This window comes from Mesorhizobium sp. M0340 (assembly GCF_040321535.1).
GTDB lineage: Bacteria > Pseudomonadota > Alphaproteobacteria > Rhizobiales > Rhizobiaceae > Mesorhizobium.
Map to the genome: position 1 here is coordinate 107,013 of NZ_JAMYRR010000006.1, position 26,428 is coordinate 133,440.

Below are 26,428 nucleotides of genomic sequence, written 5' to 3' on the forward strand. Positions count from 1 at the left end.
CAGCGCCGAATCCAGCCCGGGCCGCGCGAATCTTGGCCGAGGGACTGGGTCGAGGGATTGGCCGGTGGACGACCGGCTCATGTATGCTGCGCATCGAATCGGGAAGGAGACGGTCATGGGCCGCGTTGTCGTTTGGCTGATCGCCACAATCTTGTTTGTCGGCCTTTCCCTGCAGCCGGCCCTGTCGGAACCGAAGCACGCGCTTGCCATGCAGGGCGAGCCGGTGCTGCCGGCCGACTATGATCATTTCAACTACGTCAATCCCGACGCGCCGAAAGGCGGCAGCATTACCTATTGTGTCGTCGGCAGCTTCGACAATCTCAATCCGTTCATCCTGAGAAGTCTGCGCACCACTGCGCGCGGCATGATGGATCAAGCTTTTGGCAATCTTGTCTTCGAGCCGTTGATGCAGCGCAACTACGACGAGGCCTTCAGTCTCTACGGCCTGCTCGCCGATACCGCCGACATGGACCCCGAGCGCAAGAGCATCGAATTCCACCTCGATCCCAGGGCCAAATGGTCGGACGGCGAGCCGGTGACGCCGGAAGACGTGTTGTTCACCTACGATGTCTTCACCGAGAAGGGCCGGCCACCTTACAGCCAGCGAATGAAAGCGATCGCCAAGCTCGAAAAGACCGGCGACCGCAGTGTGCGCTTCACTTTCAACGAAAAGGCGGACCGCGAATTTCCCCTAATCATTGCGCTGACGCCGATCATCCCGAAACACGCGTTCAACAAGGACACTTTCGACAGGACGACGCTAAAGCCGGTGATCGGCAGCGGGCCTTACACGGTGGCGCAAGTCGTGCCCGGCCAGCGCATCGTGTTCAAGCGCAATCCGCACTATTGGGGCAAGGACGTGCCGTCCAAGCGCGGCTTCGACAATTACGACCAGATCACCATCGAGTATTTCCTCAACGCCAACGCCAAGCAGGAAGCGTTCAAGAAAGGCATCTGCGCCATCGACGACGACAGCGACCCAGTCAAACGCGAGCGCGATCTCGACTTTCCGGCCTTCCACAGGGGCGAGGTCATCGCCGAAACTTTCGATACCGGCATTCCGCCGGTGGTCAACGGTTTCCTGTTCAACACGCGGCTGCCGAAATTTTCCAATCCGGTCGTGCGGCGCGCGCTCGGCATGCTCTACGATTTCGAATGGGCCAACAAGAATCTGTTCGGCGGCAAATACACGCGCACGATGAGCTTTTGGCAGAATTCCGAGCTGTCCGCGCTCGGCCACCCGGCCAGCGAAAAGGAAAAGGCCCTGCTGGCCCCCTACCCCGGCCGCGTGCCCGCAGATGTCATGGACGGCACCTACAGGCCGCCCGTTACCGATGGCTCCGGCCAGGACCGCAAGGTGCTGAAGGCGGCATTCGAGCTGCTGAAGAGCGCAGGCTATACGGTGCAGGACGGCGCGATGCTCGATCCCCAGGGAAAGCCGTTCGGTTTCGAGATCCTGACCGCCTCGCAGGACGAAGAGCGACTTGCCGCTATCTATCAGCGCACCCTTGAGAAGCTCGGCATCGATGTCGGCATCCGCAGCCTCGACGGCGATCAGATCCAGTCGCGCAAGCAGCGTTTCGATTTCGAGGTGCTGGTCGGCTCGACCGGTTTCAACAACTCACTGTCGCCCGGTATCGAGCAAGCCGGGCGCTGGGGATCCGCTGCCGCCAAAGCCGAAGGCTCGTTCAACCTAGCGGGTGTCGCCGACCCCGCAGTGGACGCGGCGATCGAGGCGATGTTGAGAGCTCGCTCGAAGGAGGACTATGTCGCTGCTGTCCGGGTCCTCGACCGGCTGCTGATCTCAGGCAATTACATGGTGCCGACCCAGCACAACAACCAGCAATGGCTTGCTTATTGGAACTATCTGGAACATCCGCAAAAGACGCCCATATACGGTTATCAGTTGCCGACCTGGTGGCGCAAACCGAAGTGACCTCTTCAGAACAGGAGATCAAGATGAACGACGAGAACTCGATTACCGTCGATGTGGTCTCCGATGTCGTGTGCCCCTGGTGCTTTATCGGCCAGAAACGGCTCGACAAGGCGATTGCCGCCGTCGACATCGACGTTCACATACGTTGGCGGCCCTTCCAGCTCGAGCCGACGATTCCGCCCGAAGGCAAGAACCGCCGCGACTACATGGTGGCGAAATTCGGCAGCGAGCAACGCATCCGCGAGATCCATGCCAGGATCGAGCCGTTGGGCGAGGCTGAGGGGATTTCCTTTGCCTTCGACGCCATCAAGGTCGCGCCCAATACGCTGGATGCGCACCGGCTCATTCGCTGGGCCGGGACGGCCGGCGAGGCCGTTCAGAACCGGCTGGTGCGCCGCCTGTTCCAACTGAATTTCGAAGAAGGCGCCAATCTCGGCGATCATGCCGTGCTGATCGAAGCCGCCCGCGAGGCCGGCATGGATGCCTCCGTCGTCGAAACGCTTCTGTCGACGGACGCGGATGTCGAGGCGGTGCGCACCGAAATCGCCACCGCTTCGCGCATGGGCATATCGGGCGTGCCGTGCTTTCTGCTTGAAGGTAAATATGCGGTGATGGGCGCCCAGGACGCCGATACGCTTGCCGATGCGCTGCGCCAGGTGGCTGCGGCCAAGGCACGCGGCGAACTGGAGGCGGCGAACTGAGCCGGACTATTTTCGACTATTTCACCGTCACCTTGGCCTTGCCGACGAAAAAGCCATGGCCATGCTTGCCGGTGCAGGTCAATCCCTTGGTGGAGGACTGGCAGGAAAACGGCCCCTTGCCCCAGCTGTTGCCGTAGGCCTTGCTCGCCCGGGTTCGTGATCTGTGTCGGAATCGATGTCGGTCCGCATCCTGGACGTAGGGGCAACGTCGTTGCTTGGCTGATTACGGGCTCTCCCGACAAGGCGGCTTCACCCACGAATCATACAGGTCGCGTTCTGGCCGCCAACGAGGTCGGACCTGGCCGTAAGGGCGCGCTGAAGATCGGTTCAGGCTGTGAAGATCGACCGCTGGACGGCGCTTCTACGTTCACAAAGCTGTGTGAGGGCCTTCCCCAAGGGAAGGTCCCTACTTTCTCCGGCGCAGGCAAGTAAAATTGCATTGATATCAAGCGCCTAGAATTCCGACGGCACAGCCCCGTGATCATCCACTCTGTTGCTCCACTGCAACGGCCGGCGAGTTAAACCACTCGCGGCTGGTGAAAAGCTAATGGAAAATGATCAATTGGTGTTACTGTCCGTAATAAAAGAAAAATCGTTTGGGCGGGATAGTGATTCGGGTCGATAGACCAACGCGACATTCAATATCGGAAAAATGGCTCCGCGGTGCCGCAAGGCAGTCGCCCCTTACGCCCGTATCGTCGATGCGCAGCTTCTGGGGCCTGATGCGGGCCTACTGGTTTTCGGACAAGTGGGTGGAAGCCTGGACCTTGACGCTGGTGATCGCCCTGCTCACCGCGCTCTCCAGCAAGTCAGGCGTGTGGTTTGCCGTAGCATCCGGAGAGCTGGTCAACTCGATCGCCTTTTTTCATGATGCCGCGAACACCACCCCGCTTCAGACACTGCTGGCCAATGCCGGGATACTTGTCCTCCTGGTCTTGCTCAAGGATGCGGGTTTTACCGGTATCCGCAGCCTGGTGTCCGCAACGTTGCATCGCAAGTGGCGCGGCTGGCTGGACAGCCAGTTCAACGAAGCCCTGCTTGATTCCAATCACACCCATTTCCACGCTCAGCATGGCTCGTCAGGTGCCGCCGCTCCCGACAATATCGACCAGCGCATCCAGGAATCGATCAAGGATATGACGGGCGGCGCCATCGGCCTCGCGATGGGGGTTTTGGCCGTTGCTACTTCATTGTATTTCGTCGGCCAGCAACTGCTTGCACACTCGGCGGAGGTCAAAGGGCTGGAGTTCCTCGGCAGCTATGGCAGCGCCGTCCTCGCCTTTCTGGCAGTCGCCACTTACGTGCCGTTGAACACCTGGATCGCCGTCAAGCTGGGCAGGCTGCTGGAACGGCTCAATGTCAGGATGCAGCAGGCCGAAGGCAGCTATCGCGGCGAGCTGATCACCTTTCTGCGCCGCAGTTTTCATGTCGCCGCATCGCAAGGCGAGAACGTGCAGAAGGCAGTGCACAGCCAGCGCTATGTCGACATCGACCGCACCTGGGCGCGGCTGAACATCGTCAACACAGGCTACAATTCGTTCGAGCTGATCTACAATTTCATCGGTGCCCGCATTGTCGCCTACGGGCCAGGCTTGGTTCCCTTCATCCATAACGGGTTCGATCTCAAGGGCTACATAACCGGCTCCGAGATGGTCAACTCGCTGATCAGTCAATGCTCGTGGTTCATCCATGTCATGCCTGCCATCGCCGCGCTGCGGGCCAACAGCCAGCGCGTCACCGAACTCGCAAACGCGATCGAAAACGTTCAGCACCCGCAGGAATTTTATCAGCAGACCGGCCGCTCCGATTTTCGCTACGACCGCCAAAACCCTGTTTTCGGCCTGACCATCCAGAAACTAGAGCTGGCGCATCAGGGCGAGGACGCAACGCCCTTCCTGAGTGCCGCGAACTTGCGCTTCCGGCGTGGCGAATGGACTTTCCTGAAGGGCGAATCCGGTTGCGGCAAGACCTCGCTGATCAAGGCGATCAACGGCCTTTGGCCCTATGGCCGCGGCACCATCGTCTTCCCGGAAGGGGTCAGGAGTTTCTACGCCGCCCAGGAGGTGAAGCTGCAGCAGGTTTCGCTGAAGCAATTGGTCTGCCTGCCGGGTTCCGAGCATGATTATCCCGACGTGCAGGTCGCATCCGCCCTGCACAAGGCCGGCCTCGGCGATTTCATCGAGCATTTGGCCGATGAGAGCCGTGAAGGAAAGATCTGGGATCAGGTTCTCTCGGGTGGGCAGAAACAGAAGCTGGTTGTCGCCCGTATCGTGCTGCAGCAGCCGGGATTGCTGTTCCTCGATGAAGCCACTGGCGCTCTCGACCCCGATGGACGGATCGCCTTCCACCAGGCGATCAAGGACAATTGCCCTGATGCAACTGTGATCTCGATCATGCATGAGGCGACGCCGCCGAGATCGCTCGCGGGCACCGAATTCTACCACAGCGTCGTTGCGATCGCCGACGGCGTCGCCACCAAGAAGCCGCTGGTTCCGAGCTTGCCGGTCGAGCTCACCACCATCCTCACGCAACCGACGCGGCCGGCCGAGGACAAGTGGCTGCGCTTTCCCCGCCGGCTGAAGCAGAGATAGCTGCGGCACCATTGCCAGCATCCAGCCAGCCCGCGACGTAGCCCGATCACAGTCTCGCGATCCAGTCGATTTGCCGCCGTTTTAACCCGCTCTCGCGATTGACTCGGCAAGGCGCGCTCCTATGTTGCGCCGGCTTGCAGAATCTCAATCCGAACCCGCGAGCAGAAAGGTCACCGCGCCATGCCTGGCGACAGTCACAGTCGAACGCAACCGCCGTCCGCTTGACGTGATCTGACAGGCTCACGTCCTGCCGGACGGCAAGGAGTGAGCCATGAACGAGTTTTCCCCCGTTGCGGGCGGCGATGCCATCGCCCGCGTACTTGCTAACGAACATGTCGCCGACATGGTCGAGGCGCTGAACCAGGAGCCTCGCGAGACGGCATCGGAGCTGCTTTGCGAAGTGCCGTTCGAGCGGCTGGTCGATATCTTCGACCAGCCTGAACTCGACGGCGCATCCGAACTGGTCGAGGCGCTGCCCCGCATCAAGGCAGGCAGACTGCTTGCCGCCATGTCGGTCGACCGCGCCGCCGACATACTGCGCGATCTGAACGAGCCGGCTCGTTCCGAGCTGCTTGCCGGCCTGGCGCCACCGCTGCGCGCGACGCTGCTTGCCATTCTCGGCTATCCCGAGGGCAGCGCCGCCTCGCTCATGACGACTGAATATGTCAGCGTGCCGCCGGATTGGAGCGTTGCCCGCACGCTGGATTATGTTCGCAAGGTGGAGCGGACGCGCGAAACCGTCTACGCGATCTACATCGTTGATCCGCAAACGCAGGTCCTGTTGCGCTCGACCAGCCTGCGTCGACTGATTGCTGGCGAACCCGACGAGCTGATCATGGCAATAGCGCCGGATCGTGCGCCTATCACTGTTTCACCGCTGACCGATAGTGAAAAGGTTGCTCAGTTGATCTCCAAATATGATCTGCTCGCCGTCCCGGTCGTGGACAACGGCAAGCTCCTCGGCATCGTCACCATCGACGACATTATCGATACGATGATCTCGGAAACGACCGAGGACGTGCATCGTTTCGGCGGCATGGAGGCTCTCGACGAGCCCTATATGAAGATGGGTTTTCTGGCGATGATCCAGAAGCGCGCCGGGTGGCTGTGTGCGCTGTTTATCAGCGAGATGCTGACCGCCAATGCGATGCAAAGCTACGAGGGCGAGCTGGAAAAGGCGATCGTGCTGACCCTGTTCATTCCATTGATCATGAGCTCCGGCGGCAATTCCGGCTCGCAGGCGACCTCGCTCGTCATCCGAGCCCTGGCGCTGCGCGAGATCGGCCTTGGCGACTGGTGGCGGGTGGCCCTGCGCGAGCTACCCACCGGCCTGGTGCTTGGCTCGATCCTTGGCGTAGTCGGCGTCGGCCGCATCGCGCTCTGGCAATATTTCGGCTTCTACGACTACGGCCCGCACTGGCCGCTGATCGCAATGACGATCGGCGCTACGCTGGTTGGCATCGTCACCTGCGGCTCGCTGTCTGGATCGATGTTGCCGTTCGCCCTGAAGCGCATCGGCTTCGACCCGGCCAGCGCATCAGCCCCGTTCGTCGCCACGCTGGTCGACGTCACCGGGCTGGTGATTTATTTTTCGGTTGCGCTGGTGATCCTGCGCGGAACGTTGCTGTAAGAAAACTCACGCACTTCCATCGCGGCAATTTCGTTGCCGCGATGGGTCGTCATCGCGTCAGACGCGTTCACCATCTCTCACCCGGTAAGTCGGCTTGTACATGGTGACGAGTTCTTCCGCCGCGGTCGGATGCACCGCCATGGTGCGATCGAAATCATCTTTGGTCAGCCCGGCCTTCAGCGGTATGCCGAGAAGCTGCGCCATTTCGCCGGCGTCCGGCCCGAGGATATGGGCGCCGAGGACTCTTTTCGACGCGCCGTCGACGACCAGCTTCATCAGCATCTTTTCATCGCGGCCGGAAAGCGTGTGCCGCATCGGCCGGAAGGTGGCGCGGTAGATTTCAAGATCCGAAAAGCGCTTTGCCGCCTCATCCTCCGACAGGCCGACCGTGCCGATCTCGGGCTGTGAAAAGACTGCGGTAGCGATCGTGTCATGGTCGGGCGCCATCGGATTGTCCTTGAAGGCGGTCTCGACGAAGCACATCGCCTCGTGGATCGCCACCGGCGTCAATTGCACGCGGTGGGTGACGTCACCGATCGCCCAGATGTTGTCAATGTTCGTGCGGGAGTATTCGTCGACCTGGATTGCCCCGGTTTTGGTCATCTCGATGCCGACGCCTTCCAGCCCCATGTTCTCGGTATTGGGAATGCGGCCGATGGCGAGCATGACCTGGTCGACCGTCAGCACGGTGCCGCCGGTGACAAGCGCGTCGAGCCGGCCGTCAGGGCGCTTCCTGACCCACTCGGACACGGCGTGGCAGAGGATTTTTATCCCCTTCTTTTCCATCGTCTCGTGCAGCATGCGTCTGAGGTCCATGTCGAAGCGGCTGAGTATCTCCTTGCCGCGATAGACCAGAGTCGTGTCGACGCCCAGACCGTGAAAGATATTGGCGAATTCGACGGCGATATAGCCGCCGCCCTCGATCATGATTGCCTTCGGCAGCTCCTTGAGGTCGAAGGCTTCGTTGGAAAAGATGCAGTGCTCATGGCCGGGCAATGCCGGATGCGGCGCCGGGCGCCCGCCGGTAGCGATCAGGATCTGGTCGGCGGTAACGGTGCGATCCTCACCGAGAAGATGCACCACATGCGGATCGACCAGGGTGGCGCGCGAATGAAAGACCTCACCGCCGGCGCCCTGCACGTTCTTCTTGTAGACGGCCTCCAGCCGGCTGATTTCGCGGTCCTTGTTGGCGACCAGCTTCTGCCAGTCGAAATGCGCCTCAGACACCGTCCAGCCAAAACCGGCAGCGTCGGCGAAATGCTCGGGGAATTGCGAGGCGTAGACATAAAGCTTCTTCGGCACGCAGCCGCGGATCACGCAGGTGCCGCCGTAGCGGAATTCCTCGGCAATGCCGACACGCTTGCCGAGTAGGGCAGCGACGCGCGCCGCCCTCACCCCGCCGGAGCCGCCGCCGATGACGAAAAGATCGTAGTCGTAACCGGCCATGGTCCAGCTCCTGCCCCTCAAACAACGAGACAGGTAGGCTGCCAGCCACCAAAAGAAAAGCCCGGACTTGCCGGGCTTTCTGGTCCAGTGGCGGTCAGGCCACTCGGAAGTCCCCGATCAATTCGGCGTGGCGTCCGTGGGAGCAGCCCCGTCTGCCGGGGCGGCACCCTCGGCAGGTGCAGCCTGCGCCTTGGCATTCGCCGCTGCACCCAGGGTCTCGCCGACCTGCTGGGCGAGATCGCGAGCCAGGCCGTTCTGCCAGATCTCGGCAGCCTTCACCAGTTCGCGCGTCACGATCGGGCCGTTGTCGAGCAGCTTCTTGCCGGAATCGGAATTGTAGAAGGCGGCGATTTCATTGAGTTCCTTTTCCGAGAACACCTTTGCGTAGGCAAGCGCTGCTTCCTTTTCCAGGTCGGCGCGGCGCGATGCCAAGGCCATCGCCTTCTCGTTGATCGTCTTGGCGATCAGTTCCTGCATGTCCGGGTTCTTCTGGATCAGCTGCTGCTCGAGCGCCGCGGCCGCTTGCGGCAGGATGTTGTCGAACGTATCCGTCGCATGGATCGCCGCGACCGCGGCACGCGCCGCCTTCAGATGCGCATCAGTGACGTCCTGCGAAAATGCCGGCGACGAAAACGCGAAAACGGCCGAGGCCGCCAGAATGGCAAAAAAGCGGCCAACCCGGTTATGCAACATCATGATCGGTAAAACTCCTTGGTTTTCGGGCGGCATGGACGGTTTGGATGCCGTCGCCGCCGGCTATGATGGCCGTTGTCGCCAGCCCGATGAAAAGACCATGCTCGACCACGCCGGGAATGGCGTGGAGAGCATTCGAAAGCGCTCTTGTATCCGGAATGCGGCCAAAAGATGCATCGAGGATAAAATGGCCGCCGTCTGTAACAAATGGCTGGGTCCCCGTCATCCTCAATGTAACAGGGCCGGAAAGGCCCAGGTTTGCAGCCGCCACGCCAACCGCAATTTCGGTGGCGCGCAGGCCAAACCGGTTGACTTCGATGGGCAGCGGAAAGCGGCCGATCATCTCGACCATCTTGGAGCTGTCGGCGATGACGATCATGCGGGCGGAGGCCGCCGCGACAATCTTCTCGCGCAGCAGCGCGCCGCCGCCGCCCTTGACCAATGTCAGCGCCGGATCGATCTCGTCGGCGCCGTCGATGGTGAGGTCGAGCTCCGGTGTTTCCTCGAGGGTCGACAGCGGCACACCAAGCTCCGTGCAAAGGACGGCGGTGCGCTCCGAGGTCGGCACGCCGATGACAGTCAGGCCGGTGGCGACCTTGTCGGCGAGCAGCCGCACGAACTCATCCGCTGTCGTGCCGGTGCCGATGCCGAGCCGCATGCCATCCGTGACATGGGCCAGCGCTGTCCGCGCGGCCTCAACCTTCAATTGCCTCGCATCCATGCCGGGCCCCAAGATTTGTTTCGGCGCTCGTAGCATTTTTGCCGAGCTGGTCAAAGGACCTTGCCCGCGGTGGATAAGCCGGCTTGCCTGAACGGGCCGCAGCGGTTATCGCCTGCCGGCAATCGAATCGTCACAGGACAGGCCATGACCCGACCGACCATCGTGTTCGACCTCGACGGGACGCTGATCGACACGGCGCCGGACCTGCTCGACAGCCTCAACCACAGCCTTGCCGCCAGCCAGCTCGCGGCCGTCGACGAAGCCGGCTTCAAGCGTTTCGTCGGCCATGGCGGCCGCGTGATGATCGAGCGCGCCCATGCAGCGCAGCACAGGTCGCTGGCCGTGGAGGAGCACGATCGGCTGCTAAAGCTGTTTCTGGACCATTACACCGTTAACATTCCCGGCAAATCGCGCCCCTACCCGGGCGTTCCCGAGGCGATCGCACGGTTCGAGGCAGCCGGTTACCTGCTGGCCATCTGCACCAATAAATACGAGGCCAATTCGGTGGCACTCATCGAGGCGCTCGGCATGACCAGGCATTTCGCGGCGATCTGCGGTCAGGACAGTTTTCCGTTCCGCAAGCCCGACCCGCGCCATCTCACGCAGACTATCGCGCGCGCCGGTGGCGACCCGCACCGTGCACTGATGGTCGGTGATTCGCAGACTGATATCGACACGGCAAAGGCCGCCGGCATTCCGGTAGTGGCAGTCGATTTCGGCTACACCGATCGTCATGTGCGGGAGTTCGAGCCGTCGGCGGTGATCTCGCATTTCGATTCGCTGACGCTCGATCTGGTACAAGGGCTGATGGCCGCGGCGGAGGGCTGAAGCCGGTCATAGTCCAGACGGCCAGATGACGGCCGACAAGTGGTTGACTTCGCAGGCCGGCCTCCCTTATATCGCGGCGCGCTTGGCCTTCGGGCAACGAGCGGGCGATTAGCTCAGCGGGAGAGCACACCCTTCACACGGGTGGGGTCGCAGGTTCAATCCCTGCATCGCCCACCATCTTTTCGGCACTTAGCCATCACCGACGGGGAAGGCTGCCGTGATCGAGAACCAGCGCATGATCGCATTGGTTTTCCGTGCGCTTTTTCCGCAAGCTATAAGACTGACAGGCACACTTACGCTTGGCACAATTGCCGGTCTGGACGATCCGCAAGCCCGAGTCCGGGAACAAACCCGTATGTAGATGAGTTTCTGCTCATCGAAATGTGAGGGAAAGCCATGTCCAGACTTGTTTTGGCGGCCGCCGTGCTGCTTGTCGGCGGATCGGCCTTTGCCGCGGACGAAAATCCGGTGCCGCCGCAGAATGCCAAGAAGCTGTCGGAAATCATCGCCAAGGTCGAGCAGCGCGACGACTTCCGCTACATCAAGGAAATCGATTGGGACAGCGGCGCCTACACCGTCATTTATTTCACGAACGACAAGGCGAAAGTTGAAATCACCTATGATCCGGTGACAGCCGCGCCGAAATGAGGCTGGCCGCCAACGGTCCAGAGTCTAGAAAATGCCGCTCCTCGAAGGCCCGCGGCCTTCGGCACACCCTTGCGTAGATATGACTTTGATGGCTGACTGGGTGCTATCATTGCGCGCGGGGGTGGGCATGGCGACGGTAAAGCACGTATTGAAACGCTTTCTGATGATGCTCGCGGGTTATTTCATAGCGGTACTGGTTGGGCTGATCGCGGTGGCGGCGATCTATGGCGGGCTGAGTTCGCTGCCAAACGCGCCGAATTATTTCGACGTCATGGGTGTCACCCCCGTTGCGGTGCTGCTGTTGCCGCCGCTCGGCATGTTCATCTATTTTCTGACGATCGTGATGACCGGCCTGCAGACGCTGATCTTCGCACTGATTGCCGAGTTTTTCTCGCTGCGCAGTTTTTGGCTGCACATGGTCTTCGGCGCGGCGGCCGCGGTTGGCGGCTTCGCCTTGATCCGGCCCAGTGTACCGGATGACTCGAGCCCGGAGCGCTGGGCCGATATCGGCATCATTGCCGCGGCAGGCGTTGTCGCGGGCTTGGTCTACTGGCTCATCGCCGGACGCGATGCGGGTTTCCGGCGCCCACTGTTTCAGCGCTAGAACCGTATCTCTCAGCTGGCCGGCGAACGCACCGCTTCCGTGCTGTCGAGCGCCTGCTGCAGCCTTGTGTCGCGGCCGTAGACGTCATTGAAATATTCGACGGTACCGGACAGGTCCGGCCATGCGGTGAAATAGGCGACATAGACCGGGATCTTGCGTGTCACGTCCTCGGTCGAATGTCCGTGTTTCAGTCTGTCCTCGATGTAGTCGACCGAGGTGCCGAGCACGGCAGCCGCCATGCCGCGCGGATCCTGCAAGCGAACGCAGCCATGGCTGAGCGCGCGCATGTCGCGCTGGAAAAATGACTTCTGCGGTGTGTCGTGCATGTAGATGGCGTGCTTGTTGGGAAACAGTATCTTCAGCTCGCCCAGCGCATTGGCCTCGCTCGGTAACTGGCGCACGCCGTAGGGTATCCTTGCGCCATAGGCACCCCAATTGACCGAGGATGAGGGAATGCGCTTGCCGCGGGCATTGACCACCTCATAGCCGGCGCGGTCGAGATAGCCAGGATCGCGCCGCAGCCGCGGCAACATCTCGTTGACCAGGATCGACTGCGGCACGCCCCAATAGGGATGAAAGTCGACCTGCTCGATCTGATCATAGAAGAAAGCAGTCTGGTTGGTGGGCCTGCCGACCACGGCGCGGGTCTTCAGCTTCTCCTCGCCGTCGTCGATATAGCTCGCGGTGAAAGCCGGCTGGTTGATGAAGACGCGCGGGCTGCCGAGGTCGGAAGGCAGCCAGCGCAATTCTTCGAGCGCAACCCGAACCTTCTGAATTTTGTCGGCCTTGGACGTTCCGGCCAACGATGCGACGGTACGCGGGCCGATGACGCCGTCGCCTTTCATGCCGGCCCGTTTCTGCACCGCCTTGATCACCGGCACCAGCTCCGGATCGTAGACCTCGCTGGTGGCGAGCCTCGCCAGCACCTCGCCATAGGCACCGCCCATCTCGTCATCGAGATTGCGCGCGATCCTTGTCAAAAGCTTCGGCAGCTCGGGGCTGGTCTGCCCCGGTTTCAACAGAAGATTGGGATCGACGACGATCTCGTCCTCGGCGCTGGCCTGTAGCGATTCCAGTTCGACGCGCAGCGCCTGATACTCGGAATTCTGTGGATGCCGTGATTCGAGATAAGTGCGCACTTGCTGGGTATGGGCCAGCGTCTTCAGTACCCCTTCCATGTCGAGCGGCTTCGGCGGAAAATCGTAGTAGCCGGTGATGCGGTTGGGATCGACGCGGCCGCTTTGTGCGTCACGGGCGTAGCGCAGGACACGCGCCGACATCGCCATCTCGAAGCGAACCAGCTCTTTCAGGCGCTCATCGGCATTGCCCGCCGATGCGCCTGCTGCCGGAACTTCGACGGTGTAGTCGGCGGGCGTCAGGCCGTAGCTCGCGGCTTCGCCCAGCACCCGCACCGCATCCTCGGCACGGCTGTTGGGACTGGTTCCCGTCACCCAGATGAAATCCGGATTGGCTGAGTAGTACGCGATCAGCGCCTTGGCGATGTCCCTCTCGGCGTAGAGATCATAGCCGTCGAGCCCGGCAATGGCTTCGCGGAATGCAGCCCCGGTGGCCGTCGGCTCGAATGCAGCATCCTGAGGCGTTGCCGGTTCAGGCGCTGCCGACAGTGCCGAAAAATCGACGCGCACCAGCGGATCGCTCTTGTAGGTGTAATAGGACGGGCTGCTGATTTGCGCACCACCACCCCCACCGGAAGCGGCTGGCGCCTTGGGCTTGTATTTTGACGGTGGCGGCGGAAAGTTACCTTTCGGCGCTGCGTGTTTGACGCCGCCGCCGAAAAGCATGTCGAAGAACCCTTGCGCTTCAACCTGCGGCGTCCCGAAGGCTAGCATTGCCGCGGCCACCGCGAACGGCAGCACGGTTGCTTTGTTTCCAAGGAGTTTCATGGATCACCCGCTCCGGTTGAACCGGATCCCGTTCCGCACCGCTTTCACGGTCTCGCCCACCCCATGGCGGATGTAAGGCGTGACTACACTGATTCATACTGATTTCGTTAAGCTTCCATAAATTTCGGAACGTCTGTTGCAGAACGGTTTCACAAGGTCGTGACGGGTCAAGCGAATCCGTCGCCGTCCTCGGCCAGAACGGCAACCGTCCAGTGACCAAGTCTCACGCGTTTGCGCCGCCGTCGATGGTCAATGCCGCGCCTGTCACGAAGCGTCCTTCGGGACCGGCAAGCCAGGCGACCATGCCGGCGATCTCGTCGGCCGTTCCGAAGCGAGGCATCGCCATCTTCTGGCGCTGATGCTCGGCGTGCGGGCCGGCTGCCGGATTCATGTCGGTATCGGTCGACCCCGGATGGACGACATTGGCGGTGATGCCGCGCGGACCGAGATCGCGGGCAAAGGCCTTGGTCAGGCCAACCAAAGCAGCCTTGCTGGCCGAATAAGCGCTCAGGCCGGCGTCGGTGGCACGCTCGGCCAGATTGCTGCCGATCGAGATGATCCGGCCACCCTCGCCCATATGTGCTGCTGCCGCCTTGACGGCGACGAACGGGGCCCTGAGGTTGACCGCCATCGTCTCATCGAAGTCGGCAAGCGACAGAGCATCGATCGGCGCAGCGCGCCAGATGCCGGCGCTGTTGACGAGGATGTCGAGCCGTCCGAAGGCTTTTGCTGCCTCATCGACTGCCGCCTCGATCGCCGCAGCATCGCGATTGTCGGCCTTGATGGCAAAGCCCCGGCCGCCGGCCGCCTCGATTTCCCTGACCACCGCGAGTGCCCTTTCCTCACCATTCACATAGGTGATCGCCACGCCTGCGCCGTCGGCCGCGAGCCTTCTTGCGATCGCCGCACCAATGCCGCGGCTGCCGCCGGTGACGAGGGCGGCCTTGCCGTTCAAGCTTCTGGATGACATCTGCTTCTCCATTTTGTAGTGATTGATACATAAATATCTGCCAGCCTTGCTGAACCACGTCAACTGAATTATGTATCGATCAATACAGAAAGGATACCATGCCGGAACGAGGCCGCCCCCGCACCTTCGATCGAGCCGCCGCCTTGCGGCGCGCAATGGAAGTGTTTTGGCTCAAGGGTTATGAGGGCGCGTCGATAAGCGATCTGACCGCTGCAATGGGCATCAACTCACCCAGCCTCTATGCCGCCTTCGGCAGCAAGGAAGCGCTATTTCTCGAGGCAACCGAGCTTTACACGCGGGTCGAGGGAACCGAGATCTGGTCCGCGCTGGAAAAGGCGCCGACCGCGCGCCAGGCCGTCGAGCGGTTCCTGCGGCAGACTGCCAGGGCCTATTCACAGACCGGTCGTCCGCAAGGCTGCCTTATCGCGCTCGCCGCATTGCACCAGGACTCAAGCCGCGGCGCCATCTGTGATGATCTGCGCCGTCGCCGCGCCGAAAACCGCGAAGCCTTGCTGAGACGCTTCGAGCGTGGCGTGGCCGAAGGAGAGTTGCCGGCCGATTTCGACTGCGGTACGGCCGCGACCTTCTACGCCACCGTGCAGCACGGCATGTCGATCCAGGCGCGCGACGGCGCGTCGCGCTCGGCCCTTCTGGCGACGGTGGCCGGGGCAATGGCGGCTTGGATAGCGATGGCCGGCACCGGGGTGGCGGCGTGACGATCGAACCCGGCAGACAAGACCAGACATTCAGATCACTGCAGAGACGGCTCCAGCCTGCCGGCAACGAAGCCAACGGCACGCTCCACCACACCCCTGTCGGCGAGAATGCGGCGGTGGCCGAGCCCGTCGGCCCAGTACAGCCGCACATGGTCTCCGGCGCGCGCGTAGAGCCTTGCATGATCGGCGGACACTTCGCGGGCGTCCGGCGCGTGGATCACCAGCGTCGGCAGCAGCGTGCTTGCCAGCTGGCGATCACCGGTAAACTCGTGCAACGGCCGGCCGGCGATACGCTCGACCCGGTCGGCCATGGCGACCTGCGAGCGCGAGCCGACATTCAGCATGCGACTGAAATCAGCAAAGATTGCCGGCAGGGAGCTCGGCGCAGCGATAAGCACCAGTCGCCCGGCCGCCAATCGCGGGATGTTCCTGATTGAACCGGCAACTGCATTGGCGGCAACGGCACCACCAAAGGAATGGCCGACGATCGCGGCAAACGGCCCGAACCATTCGCCGGCAACCCGTGCCGCATCGACCGCACTGACCAGGGTAAGCCGGCGGCCCTGCGACTGGCCGTGGCCCGGCAGGTCGAGCGAGACGACCTTATAGCCAGCATCGCGATAGGCCTCGATCAGCGTGCGCATGTATTCGGTGCGCGAACGCCAACCATGGATGACGAGCACGGTGCCGGCAGTGGCCCTGCCCGGCTCGGGCCGGAATTCATGCACCATGACGCAGCCGGTTCTGGTCTTTAGCCGGTGATGTCGTGCCTGGGTCATGAAATCGGCGGCGCGATCGATCGCGCGGCGCTCGCCTTCACTCAAGCTCTTCTCGTGCGGCGTGCGGCAGAACAGCTCGAATGCAGCGCGCCCGGTGAGTCGCGGTGCCACATGCTCAGCCACTCCGAACGTGCCGCGGATGACCTTCAGTCCAAATGATGCCATAGTGGCGATCCATTCATTGGTTCAAGCATGAACATAATAGTTCAAACATGAACATTAAGCAAGACCTGCCCTGGGACAACCCGCGCTTTCGCAACTGGGTGGCGGTGGCGCGCGCATGCCACGTGCTGGAACGCACCCTGGCGGTGAAGCTGGCGCCGCTCGACCTGAAGCCGGCGCAGCTCGACGTGCTGATGAACCTCTACCGTCATCCCGGCATGTCGCAGCACGACCTCGCTCGCCGGCTGCTGGTCGGTCGCTCCAACATCACCATGCTTTTGCCGCAGCTGGAGACGCGCGGCCTGCTGCGCCGCGAGGGCGACGAGAAGGACAAGCGCGTGCTGCGGCTGACGTTGACCGAGACCGGCGAGGCACTGCTGATGCAGGCGCTGAAGGTCCATATGGCGCTGATCGAGAAGGCGATGAGCCAGTCGACGCCGGAGCAATGCGACATGATCGGCGAACAGATGCGTAGGGTTGCCGAGGTTTTGAAGACCGCCTGACAGCCCAGCGCTCCACCAACAAGTGCTTCACCACATCGATTTTGTCGCGCGCTCCGGCCATTCCTTGTCGTAGACCTCGCCGTCGATGTTCTTGCGGCTGGTGATTTCCAGGATTTGACCGGGAGTCGGTAGCGATCTCGGGTCGACATGCCTTGCCGGGTTCCACAGCTCCGACCGGTGGATGGCGCGGGCGCACTGGAAATAGACCGCAGCGATCTCGATGACCGTCACCGAGCGCGCCGGCTTGCCCTCGACTGCGAACGAGGCGCAGAGCGCGGTATCGATGGTGATGTGGGCGCGGCCATTGACGCGCAGCGTCGTGCCCGAACCCGGCACCAGGAACAGGAGCGCGACGCGCGGATCGCGAAGGATGTTCCTTAGCGAATCGGCACGGTTGTTGCCGCGCCGGTCCGGCATCATCAGCGTTTTCGGATCGTGGATGCGGACGAAGCCAGCGAGATCACCGCGCGGCGAGCAGTCCAGCCCTTCAGGCCCGCAGGTTGCGAGCACGGCGAACGGCGAAGCCTCGATGATAGCTGCGTATTCGGGAATCAGCTGATCGAGTTCTTTGACCACCGACGCCTCGCCGGGCAGGCCATAGAGCGCTTCGAGCTGTTCGAGGCTGGTGATCATGGACATGTTTTCGTCTCCAAAGCTTTGCCGGCGCTACTCCAGATGCATGACGTTTTCACGACATGGTGCCCGCTTGCCGGTCATCAGGAAACGGGTGTCGAGGCAACGCGAACAAGGGCAAACCGCTTTCACCTACACAATCGCACCGACGGATACGGAGACCGAAAATGGATAAACCGCTCGACCGGCGACGCACCGCCATGGAACTTATTGAAAACATGTTCAGTGTTGAAATGCGTTTCCTGCAATCAGGGTCGGAAAGCTTCGATGTGCTTGCCAGCGCATTCCATGCCGAGATTGTGGTGCATGAGCCGCAGTCCCTGCCCTATGCCGGTGACTGGAATGGCCTCGACGGCGTTGGCGCTCTTTTCCGCAAGATGCGGGAAATCTGGAGCGACGTGGCGGTGGAGGATCTTCAAACCGCCCAGAACGATAACGTGGTGTTCATGAGCTGCATGCTTTCGCTGACGTCGCGAGCCACTGGTGCAACAATCATACAGCCGTTTGCCGAAGTCTTGCGCTTCAAGGATGACCGACTGATCGAAGGCACGCCGTTTTACTATGACACCGGCGAGATCCTGGCGATCCTGCGCTGAGCATACCGCGAAACCATTCAGCGGTCGCGGCTCAGCCCCTTCTCTTCCAGCTCGGCGAGATAGGCGGCCCAGCGTGCGTCCTTCTCATGACCCAGCGTATGCAGGTAGTTCCAGGTGAAGATACCGGTGTCGTGGAAATCGTCGAAGGTGATGCGCACGGCATAGTTGCCGACCGGCTCGATCTTCAGGATCGCCACATTGCGCTTGCCCGGAACGGTGACGCGCTGTCCGGGCGAATGGCCCTGCACCTCGGCCGATGGCGAGGCGACCCGCAGAAGCTCGGCCGGCAGCTCGAACGGCTGATGTCCCGGAAAGGTCACGGAAAGCAGCTTGCGATCTTTCGAGACCCTGAGTTCCTTCGGCGCTGTCATGGTGGTGGATCCTGCGGAGAACCGCCCTTCCCTACGCCGCTTCGTGTCGAGGTAAAAGGCCGCATCGAAAGTTCCGACATGATCTGTCGGCGTCGGAATGTTACCGGAGATCGCGAGCTTATATCTTGAATGGCAAGTTGGCTCGTATCACATAGCCATATATAACGAAGCCGTTCACGGCCACGGGAAGCGCATAAGCATGGATATGATCGATCCTTTCGGTCGCACGATCACCTATCTGCGCGTGTCGGTCACCGACCGTTGCGATTTTCGCTGCACCTATTGCATGGCCGAGGACATGACCTTCCTGCCCAAGAAGGACCTGCTGTCGCTGGAAGAGCTCGACCGGCTCTGCACGGTCTTCATCGAAAAGGGCGTGCGCAAGCTCCGCCTCACCGGCGGTGAGCCGCTGGTACGCAAGAACATCATGCATCTTGTGCGCCAGCTTTCGCGGCATCTCGAGAGCGGTGCGCTGGAAGAGCTGACGCTGACCACCAATGGATCGCAGCTTTCCCGCTTTGCCGCCGAGCTCGCCGACTGCGGCGTCAAACGCATTAACGTCTCGCTCGATACTCTCGATGCCGACAAATTTCGACAGATCACCCGCTGGGGCAATCTGGACAAGGTCATGGATGGCATCGACGCCGCGCAGGCGGCCGGGCTGAAGGTAAAGCTCAACGCGGTGGCGTTGAAGGACTTCAATGACGCCGAATTGCCGGACATGCTACGCTGGGCGCATGGCCGCGGCATGGATCTGACGGTCATCGAAACCATGCCGATGGGCGAGATCGATGCCGACCGCACCGATCAGTATTTGCCGCTGTCGCTGCTGCGTGCAGCACTCGAGCGCCAATTCACGCTGAGCGATATTCCCTACAAGACCGGTGGCCCGGCCCGCTACGTCCATGTCGCCGAGACCGGGGGGCGGCTGGGCTTCATCACGCCGATGACGCATAATTTCTGCGAAAGCTGCAACCGGGTCCGGCTGACCTGTACCGGCACCCTTTACATGTGCCTCGGCCAGGAAGATGCCGCAGACCTGCGCGCGCCACTGCGTGCGTCGGAAGGCAACGAGCTGGTCGCCGATGCCATCGACGAAGCAATCGACCGCAAGCCCAAAGGCCATGACTTCATCATCGATCGCCGCACCAACCGTCCGTCGGTGTCGCGGCATATGAGCGTCACCGGCGGCTGATTTTTAGCCGATTTCGTGCAAGAACAATCGCCTTGGTATCAGCGCGAGGCAAGGCGTGCAGCGGTTTCTTGTAGTCCTGACGTTTTTCGGAGTGATGGCGGGGACCGTGGCAGTTGCCGCGTCATTTACCTATACGAACGAGCGCTTCGGTACCGTCTGCACCTTTCCGGATGAAATCTTCACTCTTCGCCAGCCTGAGCCGGATAATGGTGATGGACAACAGTGGCTCACTGCTGATGGCGCCAGCCTGATCTGTTCAGGCATTCTCAATGTCGATGATGACACCCCGACAGCCTTCGTCTCCGCCGAGAGGGCCAGCAAGGAACCTGGCTACAGGATCACCTACAGCAAGACCGGCAAGGACTGGGCGGTGCTGTCGGGCATCCAAGGCGGGAACATCTTCTACGAACGCCGCCTGTTCGGAAAAGACGGTGTCATCCGCACGGTCTGGATCGACTACCCGCGAGCCCTGAAATCGAAATACGACCCGCTCGTCGATGCGATCGCCGGTAGCCTCAAGGGACCGTGAGCATCCGGCAACGTCAGAACTTATTCGCAGCCTATTGTTTTTGCTTGCGAGTCACGGTTGTTGGCGCGTGTAGTCGTATCGTACGGCAAGCCATTGTTTGCCGCTGCCATTGGCCTGGAGGAAGTGTTGCTCGGCCACTTCGTGATTGTCGCCGTCCCTGGAAATGATGAAATCGGAGGCCGTGAATCGCCCTTCGACCTCGGGCCCGAAGCCGACGAAACCAAGCGGCTCGAAAAGCAGTGAAATCTTGCCGTCCTCCTCGCCACCAAAACTCCAGGCGGGCATGATCCCTGCCGGGAAACGGGTGTCCATGGAGACATACTTCCAGCGGCCCTCCACCCGGTCATAGCTCAAATAGGCTATCCGCTGGAAGTCCGGCTTTTCGACCCGGGCGCCGGGCGCATCACCTCCTGCATGAAGGGGCCGATCATCGTACGTTCGGCCACCAGCCCGGTCATCACGATCGGCTGCGCACCGGGGGTTGGCCAGATCGTGTTGACGACGTTCCATTTCCCGATGCGGCGAGCGAGCTCATTCGCTTCGTGACCCGGCGTGGACATCCGTTCGACTGCCGACGCCGAAGCGCCGTTCTCGGCCAACGCAGGCGCTATCGCCATGAAGATGACCGCCAGTGCAGAAGAGAACCGGAAAGCCGACGAAACGTGCCGCCTGCTGCCTGTGCCAAGCCTGGCCGCATTGCCTCGTGCATTCGTCATGGACCACCTCCCCGGACAAGATCAGAGGCCTACAATGACCAATTTGGCGACTCTTGCCGAGCAAATTGATCTCGTCGAGAATTTTCCTCGAGCGGCAGTGTGATCGATTTGCTATCCGAACCGAACCTTTAAAAGGGCACCTTTCGGGGTCACACCCAGAAAAGGTCTTGTCCGCAAACGGTCACCGGATTTACCGCAAGCCCATTCGAGCCTAGCCTCTGCTCTGGAGCGGTTCTTCGCCCAGTGGGGGAATACGATATGCGCAAACTCATTCTTTCTCTTGCATTGCTCAGCCTCGCGGCCCTGCCCGCGGCGGCCCAGTCGATCGGCGGCACCTATGCCGTGGCCGGCACCAATTTCGATGGATCGTCCTATGGTGGCAACGCGACGATCACGCTGACCAGCGAGACGACCTGCACGATCCATTGGGAGACGGGCGGCTCGTCCTCGGACGGCATCTGCATGCGCAACGACGATGCCTTCTCCGCCGGTTATGTCATGGGCAAGGCGGTCGGTCTTGTCGTCTACAAGGTGCAGGACGACGGCTCGCTGCGTGGCCTGTGGACGATTGCCGGTAAGGAAGGCAACGGCACCGAGGTACTGACGCCCAAATAAGCCCTGCCGCTCTTGCGCGACAGATGTTACGGGCCATAGAAAGGCTGTGGCCCAGCCCTTTGACGTTGCTGTTTTGCGGGTGCCTGCTAGACGCTTGCTGCAGGATTCACCCGGTAATCTGCCTTGCCTCTTTCGCCAAACCTGCGCGGCGCGTTGTTCATGATGGTGGCCATGGCTGGTTTCACCCTCAACGACGCTATCACCAAATTCTCGTCGGAATCGATGAACATGGCGCAGGTCATGCTGATCCGCGGCGCCTTCGCTTCGCTTTTCGTTGGCCTGCTTGCGTGGCAACGCGGCGCGCTTGCCCGGCCAGGTTCGATGCTGCAGCCGACCGTTGCGCTGCGCGTTGCCAGCGAGGCCGGCGCCACGGTGTCGTTCTTGGTTGCTCTGGCGCATCTTCCGATCGCCAATGTCTCCGCCGTGCTGCAGGCGCTGCCGCTGGCGGTAACGATGGGCGCAGCGCTTGTGTTCAACGAGGGCGTCGGCTGGCGGCGCTGGCTGGCTATTGCCGTCGGTTTTGCCGGCGTGCTGATCATCGTGCGGCCGGGCTTCGAAGGGTTCAGCGTCTTTTCTCTGCTGGCGCTGGCTAGCGTGGCATGCTGTGCGGTGCGCGATCTCGCCACCAAGCGGATACCGCAGGCAATTCCGACATTGCTGGTGTCGAGCGCCACCGCCCTTGCCATGACGTTTCTGGGCGCGGCATTGCTTTCACCGATGGGCGGTTGGACACCGATGACAGGACAAAGCACGGCGTTTCTGGCGCTGGCGGCAGTGCTCGTGCTCATCGGCTACCACTTCATCATCACGGCGATGCGGGTGGGCGATATCTCCTTCATCGCGCCGTTCCGTTACACCGCCCTGCTCTGGTCGATCCTGCTTGGCTTCACGATCTTCGGCGATGTCCCGGATCTGCCGATGATCGTCGGTGCCACGATCATCATCGCCTCAGGCCTCTATGCACTCTACCGCGAACGGATCGTCGGCCGGCGAAAAACAGCCGCCGAAAGCACTGGACCGGACATGGCGCCGGACGGCATATAGGATGACTGTCGACGACTGTCCGATTTGAAAACTGGATTTTGGTCATTGGGTCTAGGCAGCAAACGATGGGCCGACATATCGCAGGGATCATTCTGGCCGGCGGCCGATCGAGCCGGATGGGTGGCGGCGACAAGACCCTGCTTGCGCTTGGCGACGGCACCCTGCTCGACCGTGTCGTTTCGCGCCTTGGCCCGCAGGTCGGCCCGCTTGCGCTAAACGCCAATGGCGATCCGACACGGTTTGCCGCGACGGGGCTTCCGGTGCTTGCCGACACCGTCAAAGGTTATGCCGGGCCGCTTGCCGGGATACTGACCGGCCTCGAATGGGCTTCCGACACGGCCTGCCAGGCGCTGGTCACGGCTGCCGGCGATACGCCTTTCCTGCCCAAGGACATGGTCGAGCGGCTGCTCGCAGCAGCCTATGCGCGCCCGGGCTCTATCGCGGTCTCCTGTTCCGGCGGAAAACGACATCCGACCTTTGCACTGTGGCCGCTAGGGTTAGATCAGGCCTTGCGACAATTTCTCGTCGAGGAAGACAACCGGCGCGTTGCGGCGTTCATCGACCGGCACGGTTTTGTCGAGGTGGAATTTCCCATCCTGAAATCCGGCGGAGCCGAGATCGATCCGTTCTTCAACATCAACACTCCCGACGACCTTGCCCAGGCCGCGCATCTGTTGCAGAGCATCGAGCCATGAAAAGACGTATCTTTGGCATCACCGGCTGGAAGAACTCCGGCAAGACGACATTGACCGAAAAGCTGGTGGCCGAGCTCGTCCGGCGCGGCTGGAAAGTGTCGACGGTAAAACACGCCCATCATGATTTCGACATCGACAAACCCGGAGCGGACAGCTTTCGCCACCGGCAGGCGGGAGCGATGGAGGTCGCGGTCGTGTCGGGCAGGCGCTGGGCGCTGATGCACGAATTGCGCGGCGAGGACGAGCCGACGCTGGACGCGATCCTGTCACGGCTGGCACCCTCCGATATCGTGCTGGTCGAGGGTTACAAGCGCGAGGCGCACAAGAAAATCGAGACGCGACGGCTCGAGGCCAAGGACCGGACACCGCTCTCTGCAGCCGATCCGCACGTTGTCGCCATCGCCTCCGACTTCCACATTGTCGGCGAAGACCTGCCGGCCTTCGATCTCGACGACACGAATTCGATAGCTGACTTCATCGAGCGCGCCACCGGCCTGACGCGCTGAGATCGCGGCCGCAGGGGGTTCCGGCCACTTTCTCTCCATTTAGGCGTTTGACCCAACGTCACCGTTTTCTGAACATGACCTTCCCTCAAGCGACGGTTTTTGCAGTTGCTTTTTCTTGGGAAACAATGGGAGTATCGCGCCAGCGGGCGGTCAAAAGCACCGCCCACAGAGCCGTTCGGGAACGACGGCCGGGACCAACAGAGAGGACCATTATGCGTATTGCACTGCGTATCGCGCTCGCCGCTTCGGCTGCGCTGCTGACGCTTGGCGTTGCCCAGGCCCAGGAAAAAACCTTGAGGATCGGCACCGAGGGAGCGTATCCGCCATTCAACAACCTCACCGCCGACGGCCAACTCGTGGGCTTTGATATCGACATCGCCAAGGCGCTGTGCGACGAGATGAAGGTGAAGTGCACCTTCGTCGCGCAGGACTGGGACGGCATCATTCCAGCCCTTCAGGCAGGCAAGTTCGACGCCATCGTCGCATCGATGTCGATCACGCCGGAACGCGCCGAGAAGGTCGACTTCACCCACAAATATTACAATACGCCGCCGGCGATCGCCGCGCCCAAGGACACCGACATCAAGGGTGTCACCAAGGAAGATTTGGCCGGCAAGACGATCGGCGTGCAGGCGTCCACCACGCATTTCAACTATTCGACCAAGACTTATACCGAAAGCACCGTCAAGCCCTACCCGACCGCACAGGAATACCAGCTCGATCTGGCCAATGGTCGGCTCGATGCCGCCAATGACGACGTCGTCGTGCTGCAGCAATGGCTGGATTCGCCGGACGGCGCCTGCTGCAAGCTGGTCGGCACAATCAAGCCGGTTATCGAAATCCACGGTCCGGGCGCCGGCATTGCCGTGCGCAAGGGCGAGACCGACCTCGTCAACAAGTTCAATGCGGCGATCGACGCCATCCGCGCAAACGGAAAGTACAAGGAAATCAACGACAAATACTTCAAATATGATGTTTATGGCGGCGAGTCCTGATCGACCGACATAGGAAGACGTGAACGGCGGGAGATTCCCGCCGTTCTTATAAGGTTGCCGCGCACCAGGGGTGATGCGGTACGGGTCTCACAGCCTAAAGGAGAACAGGCAGGCGGATGCAGAGCGCACTGACGCTTCTCAGTTGGGGACCCGAAGGCTGGCTCGACGATATCGCTGCGGGTGTATTTGTTACGGTATGTCTTGCGCTGGCCACTCTGCCCTTCGGGCTGACGCTCGGCTTTTTCGTGGCGCTGGCCAAACAGTCGGAAGAGCCGTCGCTGAGACTGGCCGGGAACATCTACACCACGATTTTTCGCGGAATACCCGAGCTGCTCACGCTGTTTCTGATCTTCTTCGGCATCCCATTGATCCTGCAGTACTTTGTCCGGCTGGTGAGCCCCGGAACGTCCGCCGACGTCAACAGCTTCGTCGCCGGTATGATCGCGCTGTGCTTCATTTTTTCCTCTTATTCCAGCGAGGTGTTTTTATCCGCGTTCCGCGCCATTCCAAAAGGGCAATATGAGGGAGGCTATTCGGTTGGCCTGTCCAGCGGCCAGACTATGCGGCTGATCGTGCTGCCGCAGTTGATCCGCATCGCGTTGCCCGGACTTGCCAATCTCTGGCTTATCCTGCTCAAGGACACCGCCCTCGTCTCGGCCGTCGGCCTCAACGAGATCCTCCGCCAGAGCGGGGTTGCCGCTCGCGTCACCAAGCACGCGTTCCTGTTTTACGGTTTTGCCGGCCTGATCTATCTCCTGCTGGCGATCGTCTCCTCCTTCGGCATCAACGCGATCGAACGAGCGGTCGGCGGCAGCGAGGTCAAGAGATGAGCTTTGCCACCGACGCGCTGAAGGTCGACCGGCCGCCGCCGCCCGCACGCGGCTGGTCGCGCCAACGCATCCTCGGCCATGTCCTGGTCGGCCTGTGGATCGCTCTCGGCATTGGCATGGTCGTCTACCTGGTCGCTGCGTGGAACCCGGAGTTCTTCCAGAAATATGCACCCGGTTACATATCCGGCCTCGGCATCACCCTGTTGCTGGTTGCCATCTCGATTGTGCTTGGCGCGATCCTGTCGGTACCGATCGCCTATGCACGCATGTCGAAGAACCCGATCCTTTCGGGGTTCGCCTATGCCTATGTCTATTTCTTTCGCGGCACGCCGCTGTTGGCGCAGACCTTCCTGGTCTACTACGGGGTCGGCTCCTTCCGGCCGGAGCTCGAGATGGTCGGACTATGGGGCTTCTTCCGCGAAGCGTTCAACTGCGCGATCTTCGCCTTTTCGCTGAATACGGCCGCGTACCAGGCCGAGATCTTGCGTGGCGCGATCGAGAGCGTGCCGCGGGGCCAATGGGAAGGTGCCGCCTCGCTCGGCCTGCATAAACTACAGACGATGTGGAAAATCATCCTGCCGCAGGCGTTGATTGTGGCGCTGCGCCCCTATGGCAACGAGATCATCCTGATGATCAAGGGCTCGGCAATCGTCGCCATCATCACGGTCTACGATTTGATGGGGATTACAAAGCTCACCTATGCGCGCACGTTCGAGTTCCAGTCGTATATCTGGGCGGCGATCATCTATCTGGTCATCGTTGAAACACTGCGCCACGGCGTTGAGTGGATCGAACGCCGCATCACCATCCATCTGCACCGCTGACTCCCATCGCCTTGTCTGATCCGGTAAGAAGACCGCAAAGCAGGCTT

General features: G+C 61.4%; 29 protein-coding genes and 1 tRNA gene. 20 read left to right on the top strand and 10 right to left on the bottom strand.

What is annotated here, in order from left to right:
• The first annotated feature begins 115 nt into the window (after positions 1-115).
• The 4 genes from NKI79_RS11225 (at position 116) to mgtE (ending at position 6,858) form a co-directional block, all read left to right on the top strand.
• A complete protein-coding gene (locus NKI79_RS11225) occupies positions 116-1,936 on the top strand; it encodes an extracellular solute-binding protein (protein ID WP_352801567.1) in 1,821 nt (606 codons plus the stop codon).
• Positions 1,937-1,959: 23 nt separating this feature from the next.
• Positions 1,960-2,637: a DsbA family oxidoreductase gene (locus NKI79_RS11230; RefSeq protein ID WP_352801569.1), complete on the top strand. Its 678-nt coding sequence runs from the start codon at positions 1,960-1,962 to the stop codon at positions 2,635-2,637.
• A gap of 701 nt (positions 2,638-3,338) precedes the next feature.
• Positions 3,339-5,228: an ABC transporter ATP-binding protein/permease gene (locus tag NKI79_RS11235; protein ID WP_352478859.1), complete on the top strand. Its 1,890-nt coding sequence runs from the start codon at positions 3,339-3,341 to the stop codon at positions 5,226-5,228.
• Between the two features lie 271 nt (positions 5,229-5,499).
• Complete coding sequence (gene mgtE, locus NKI79_RS11240) at positions 5,500-6,858, top strand: magnesium transporter (RefSeq protein ID WP_352801571.1); 1,359 nt, start codon at positions 5,500-5,502, stop codon at positions 6,856-6,858.
• 57 nt (positions 6,859-6,915) lie between these two features.
• On the opposite strand, the gene gor is transcribed toward mgtE, so the two are convergent.
• The 3 genes from gor to rpiA form a co-directional block, all read right to left on the bottom strand.
• The gene (gene gor, locus NKI79_RS11245) at positions 6,916-8,304 is read right to left on the bottom strand and encodes a glutathione-disulfide reductase (RefSeq protein WP_352801573.1); all 1,389 of its coding nucleotides are present in this window, start codon (positions 8,302-8,304) and stop codon (positions 6,916-6,918) included.
• A gap of 117 nt (positions 8,305-8,421) precedes the next feature.
• Complete coding sequence (locus NKI79_RS11250; protein ID WP_352645728.1) at positions 8,422-9,000, bottom strand: DUF2059 domain-containing protein; 579 nt, start codon at positions 8,998-9,000, stop codon at positions 8,422-8,424.
• Positions 8,987-9,718 carry a ribose-5-phosphate isomerase RpiA gene (gene rpiA / locus NKI79_RS11255; RefSeq protein ID WP_352801576.1) on the bottom strand — a complete coding sequence of 244 codons (732 nt, stop codon included), beginning with the start codon at positions 9,716-9,718 and terminating at the stop codon, positions 8,987-8,989. The genes NKI79_RS11250 and rpiA overlap by 14 nt, the downstream gene beginning before the upstream one ends.
• 144 nt (positions 9,719-9,862) lie before the next feature.
• Here rpiA and NKI79_RS11260 point away from each other — a divergent pair, with 144 nt between their 5' ends.
• The 4 genes from NKI79_RS11260 (at position 9,863) to NKI79_RS11275 (ending at position 11,798) form a co-directional block, all read left to right on the top strand.
• The gene (locus NKI79_RS11260; protein WP_254817239.1) at positions 9,863-10,546 is read left to right on the top strand and encodes a phosphoglycolate phosphatase; all 684 of its coding nucleotides are present in this window, start codon (positions 9,863-9,865) and stop codon (positions 10,544-10,546) included.
• A gap of 102 nt (positions 10,547-10,648) precedes the next feature.
• Positions 10,649-10,723: transfer RNA gene (locus NKI79_RS11265), tRNA-Val, on the top strand.
• 219 nt (positions 10,724-10,942) lie between these two features.
• Positions 10,943-11,194 (top strand): PepSY domain-containing protein, encoded by a 252-nt coding sequence (locus NKI79_RS11270; protein WP_352801578.1) that lies wholly within the window; start codon positions 10,943-10,945, stop codon positions 11,192-11,194.
• Positions 11,195-11,321: 127 nt separating this feature from the next.
• Positions 11,322-11,798 carry a hypothetical protein gene (locus NKI79_RS11275; RefSeq protein ID WP_352801820.1) on the top strand — a complete coding sequence of 159 codons (477 nt, stop codon included), beginning with the start codon at positions 11,322-11,324 and terminating at the stop codon, positions 11,796-11,798.
• An 11-nt stretch (positions 11,799-11,809) separates the two neighbouring features.
• On the opposite strand, the gene NKI79_RS11280 is transcribed toward NKI79_RS11275, so the two are convergent.
• Together NKI79_RS11280 and NKI79_RS11285 are read right to left on the bottom strand one after the other, a co-directional pair.
• Positions 11,810-13,702, bottom strand: a complete 1,893-nt coding sequence (locus NKI79_RS11280) for a L,D-transpeptidase family protein (RefSeq protein ID WP_352801580.1) — start codon at positions 13,700-13,702, stop codon at positions 11,810-11,812.
• A gap of 223 nt (positions 13,703-13,925) precedes the next feature.
• A complete protein-coding gene (locus NKI79_RS11285) occupies positions 13,926-14,672 on the bottom strand; it encodes a 3-oxoacyl-ACP reductase family protein (RefSeq protein ID WP_352801581.1) in 747 nt (248 codons plus the stop codon).
• 98 nt (positions 14,673-14,770) lie between these two features.
• Between NKI79_RS11285 and NKI79_RS11290 the strand changes: the two genes are divergently transcribed.
• On the top strand, positions 14,771-15,388 hold the full coding sequence (locus NKI79_RS11290; protein WP_352689330.1) for a TetR/AcrR family transcriptional regulator: 618 nt from the start codon (positions 14,771-14,773) through the stop codon (positions 15,386-15,388).
• Between the two features lie 35 nt (positions 15,389-15,423).
• Here the strand turns inward: NKI79_RS11290 and NKI79_RS11295 are convergent, their stop codons facing one another.
• A complete protein-coding gene (locus tag NKI79_RS11295) occupies positions 15,424-16,332 on the bottom strand; it encodes an alpha/beta fold hydrolase (protein WP_352801583.1) in 909 nt (302 codons plus the stop codon).
• A 47-nt stretch (positions 16,333-16,379) separates the two neighbouring features.
• Here NKI79_RS11295 and NKI79_RS11300 point away from each other — a divergent pair, with 47 nt between their 5' ends.
• The gene (locus tag NKI79_RS11300) at positions 16,380-16,832 is read left to right on the top strand and encodes a MarR family winged helix-turn-helix transcriptional regulator (RefSeq protein ID WP_352689332.1); all 453 of its coding nucleotides are present in this window, start codon (positions 16,380-16,382) and stop codon (positions 16,830-16,832) included.
• A gap of 27 nt (positions 16,833-16,859) precedes the next feature.
• On the opposite strand, the gene NKI79_RS11305 is transcribed toward NKI79_RS11300, so the two are convergent.
• The gene (locus NKI79_RS11305) at positions 16,860-17,471 is read right to left on the bottom strand and encodes a pyridoxamine 5'-phosphate oxidase family protein (RefSeq protein WP_352801585.1); all 612 of its coding nucleotides are present in this window, start codon (positions 17,469-17,471) and stop codon (positions 16,860-16,862) included.
• Between the two features lie 161 nt (positions 17,472-17,632).
• On the opposite strand from NKI79_RS11305, the gene NKI79_RS11310 reads away from it, so the two are divergent.
• Positions 17,633-18,061 carry a nuclear transport factor 2 family protein gene (locus tag NKI79_RS11310; RefSeq protein ID WP_352801586.1) on the top strand — a complete coding sequence of 143 codons (429 nt, stop codon included), beginning with the start codon at positions 17,633-17,635 and terminating at the stop codon, positions 18,059-18,061.
• A 17-nt stretch (positions 18,062-18,078) separates the two neighbouring features.
• Here NKI79_RS11310 and NKI79_RS11315 read toward each other — a convergent pair whose 3' ends face one another.
• Positions 18,079-18,432, bottom strand: a complete 354-nt coding sequence (locus NKI79_RS11315; RefSeq protein WP_352801588.1) for a gamma-butyrobetaine hydroxylase family protein — start codon at positions 18,430-18,432, stop codon at positions 18,079-18,081.
• Between the two features lie 199 nt (positions 18,433-18,631).
• Here NKI79_RS11315 and moaA point away from each other — a divergent pair, with 199 nt between their 5' ends.
• Together moaA and NKI79_RS11325 are read left to right on the top strand one after the other, a co-directional pair.
• Positions 18,632-19,627 carry a GTP 3',8-cyclase MoaA gene (gene moaA, locus NKI79_RS11320; RefSeq protein WP_352478871.1) on the top strand — a complete coding sequence of 332 codons (996 nt, stop codon included), beginning with the start codon at positions 18,632-18,634 and terminating at the stop codon, positions 19,625-19,627.
• A 55-nt stretch (positions 19,628-19,682) separates the two neighbouring features.
• Entirely contained in the window at positions 19,683-20,156 is a 474-nt protein-coding gene (locus tag NKI79_RS11325; protein WP_352801589.1) for a hypothetical protein, read from the top strand.
• A 51-nt stretch (positions 20,157-20,207) separates the two neighbouring features.
• On the opposite strand, the gene NKI79_RS11330 is transcribed toward NKI79_RS11325, so the two are convergent.
• Positions 20,208-20,510 (bottom strand): hypothetical protein, encoded by a 303-nt coding sequence (locus tag NKI79_RS11330; RefSeq protein WP_352801591.1) that lies wholly within the window; start codon positions 20,508-20,510, stop codon positions 20,208-20,210.
• A 5-nt stretch (positions 20,511-20,515) separates the two neighbouring features.
• Positions 20,516-20,872: a hypothetical protein gene (locus NKI79_RS11335; RefSeq protein WP_352801593.1), complete on the bottom strand. Its 357-nt coding sequence runs from the start codon at positions 20,870-20,872 to the stop codon at positions 20,516-20,518.
• Between the two features lie 258 nt (positions 20,873-21,130).
• Between NKI79_RS11335 and NKI79_RS11340 the strand changes: the two genes are divergently transcribed.
• The 7 genes from NKI79_RS11340 to NKI79_RS11370 all read left to right on the top strand — a co-directional run bounded on the left by NKI79_RS11340 (position 21,131) and on the right by NKI79_RS11370 (position 26,381).
• Positions 21,131-21,487, top strand: coding sequence for a hypothetical protein (locus tag NKI79_RS11340; protein WP_352478873.1), 357 nt, complete (start codon positions 21,131-21,133; stop codon positions 21,485-21,487).
• A 123-nt stretch (positions 21,488-21,610) separates the two neighbouring features.
• Positions 21,611-22,531 (top strand): DMT family transporter, encoded by a 921-nt coding sequence (locus tag NKI79_RS11345; RefSeq protein WP_352540518.1) that lies wholly within the window; start codon positions 21,611-21,613, stop codon positions 22,529-22,531.
• Between the two features lie 65 nt (positions 22,532-22,596).
• On the top strand, positions 22,597-23,226 hold the full coding sequence (gene mobA / locus NKI79_RS11350; RefSeq protein WP_352478875.1) for a molybdenum cofactor guanylyltransferase MobA: 630 nt from the start codon (positions 22,597-22,599) through the stop codon (positions 23,224-23,226).
• Entirely contained in the window at positions 23,223-23,732 is a 510-nt protein-coding gene (gene mobB / locus NKI79_RS11355) for a molybdopterin-guanine dinucleotide biosynthesis protein B (RefSeq protein ID WP_352801596.1), read from the top strand. Before mobA ends, mobB begins: the two co-directional genes overlap by 4 nt.
• Before the next feature lie 212 nt (positions 23,733-23,944).
• Entirely contained in the window at positions 23,945-24,727 is a 783-nt protein-coding gene (locus NKI79_RS11360; protein ID WP_254817255.1) for an ABC transporter substrate-binding protein, read from the top strand.
• A 116-nt stretch (positions 24,728-24,843) separates the two neighbouring features.
• Entirely contained in the window at positions 24,844-25,557 is a 714-nt protein-coding gene (locus NKI79_RS11365) for an ABC transporter permease (RefSeq protein WP_254817256.1), read from the top strand.
• Positions 25,554-26,381, top strand: coding sequence for an ABC transporter permease (locus tag NKI79_RS11370; RefSeq protein ID WP_352801598.1), 828 nt, complete (start codon positions 25,554-25,556; stop codon positions 26,379-26,381). Before NKI79_RS11365 ends, NKI79_RS11370 begins: the two co-directional genes overlap by 4 nt.
• Positions 26,382-26,428: the final 47 nt, after the last annotated feature.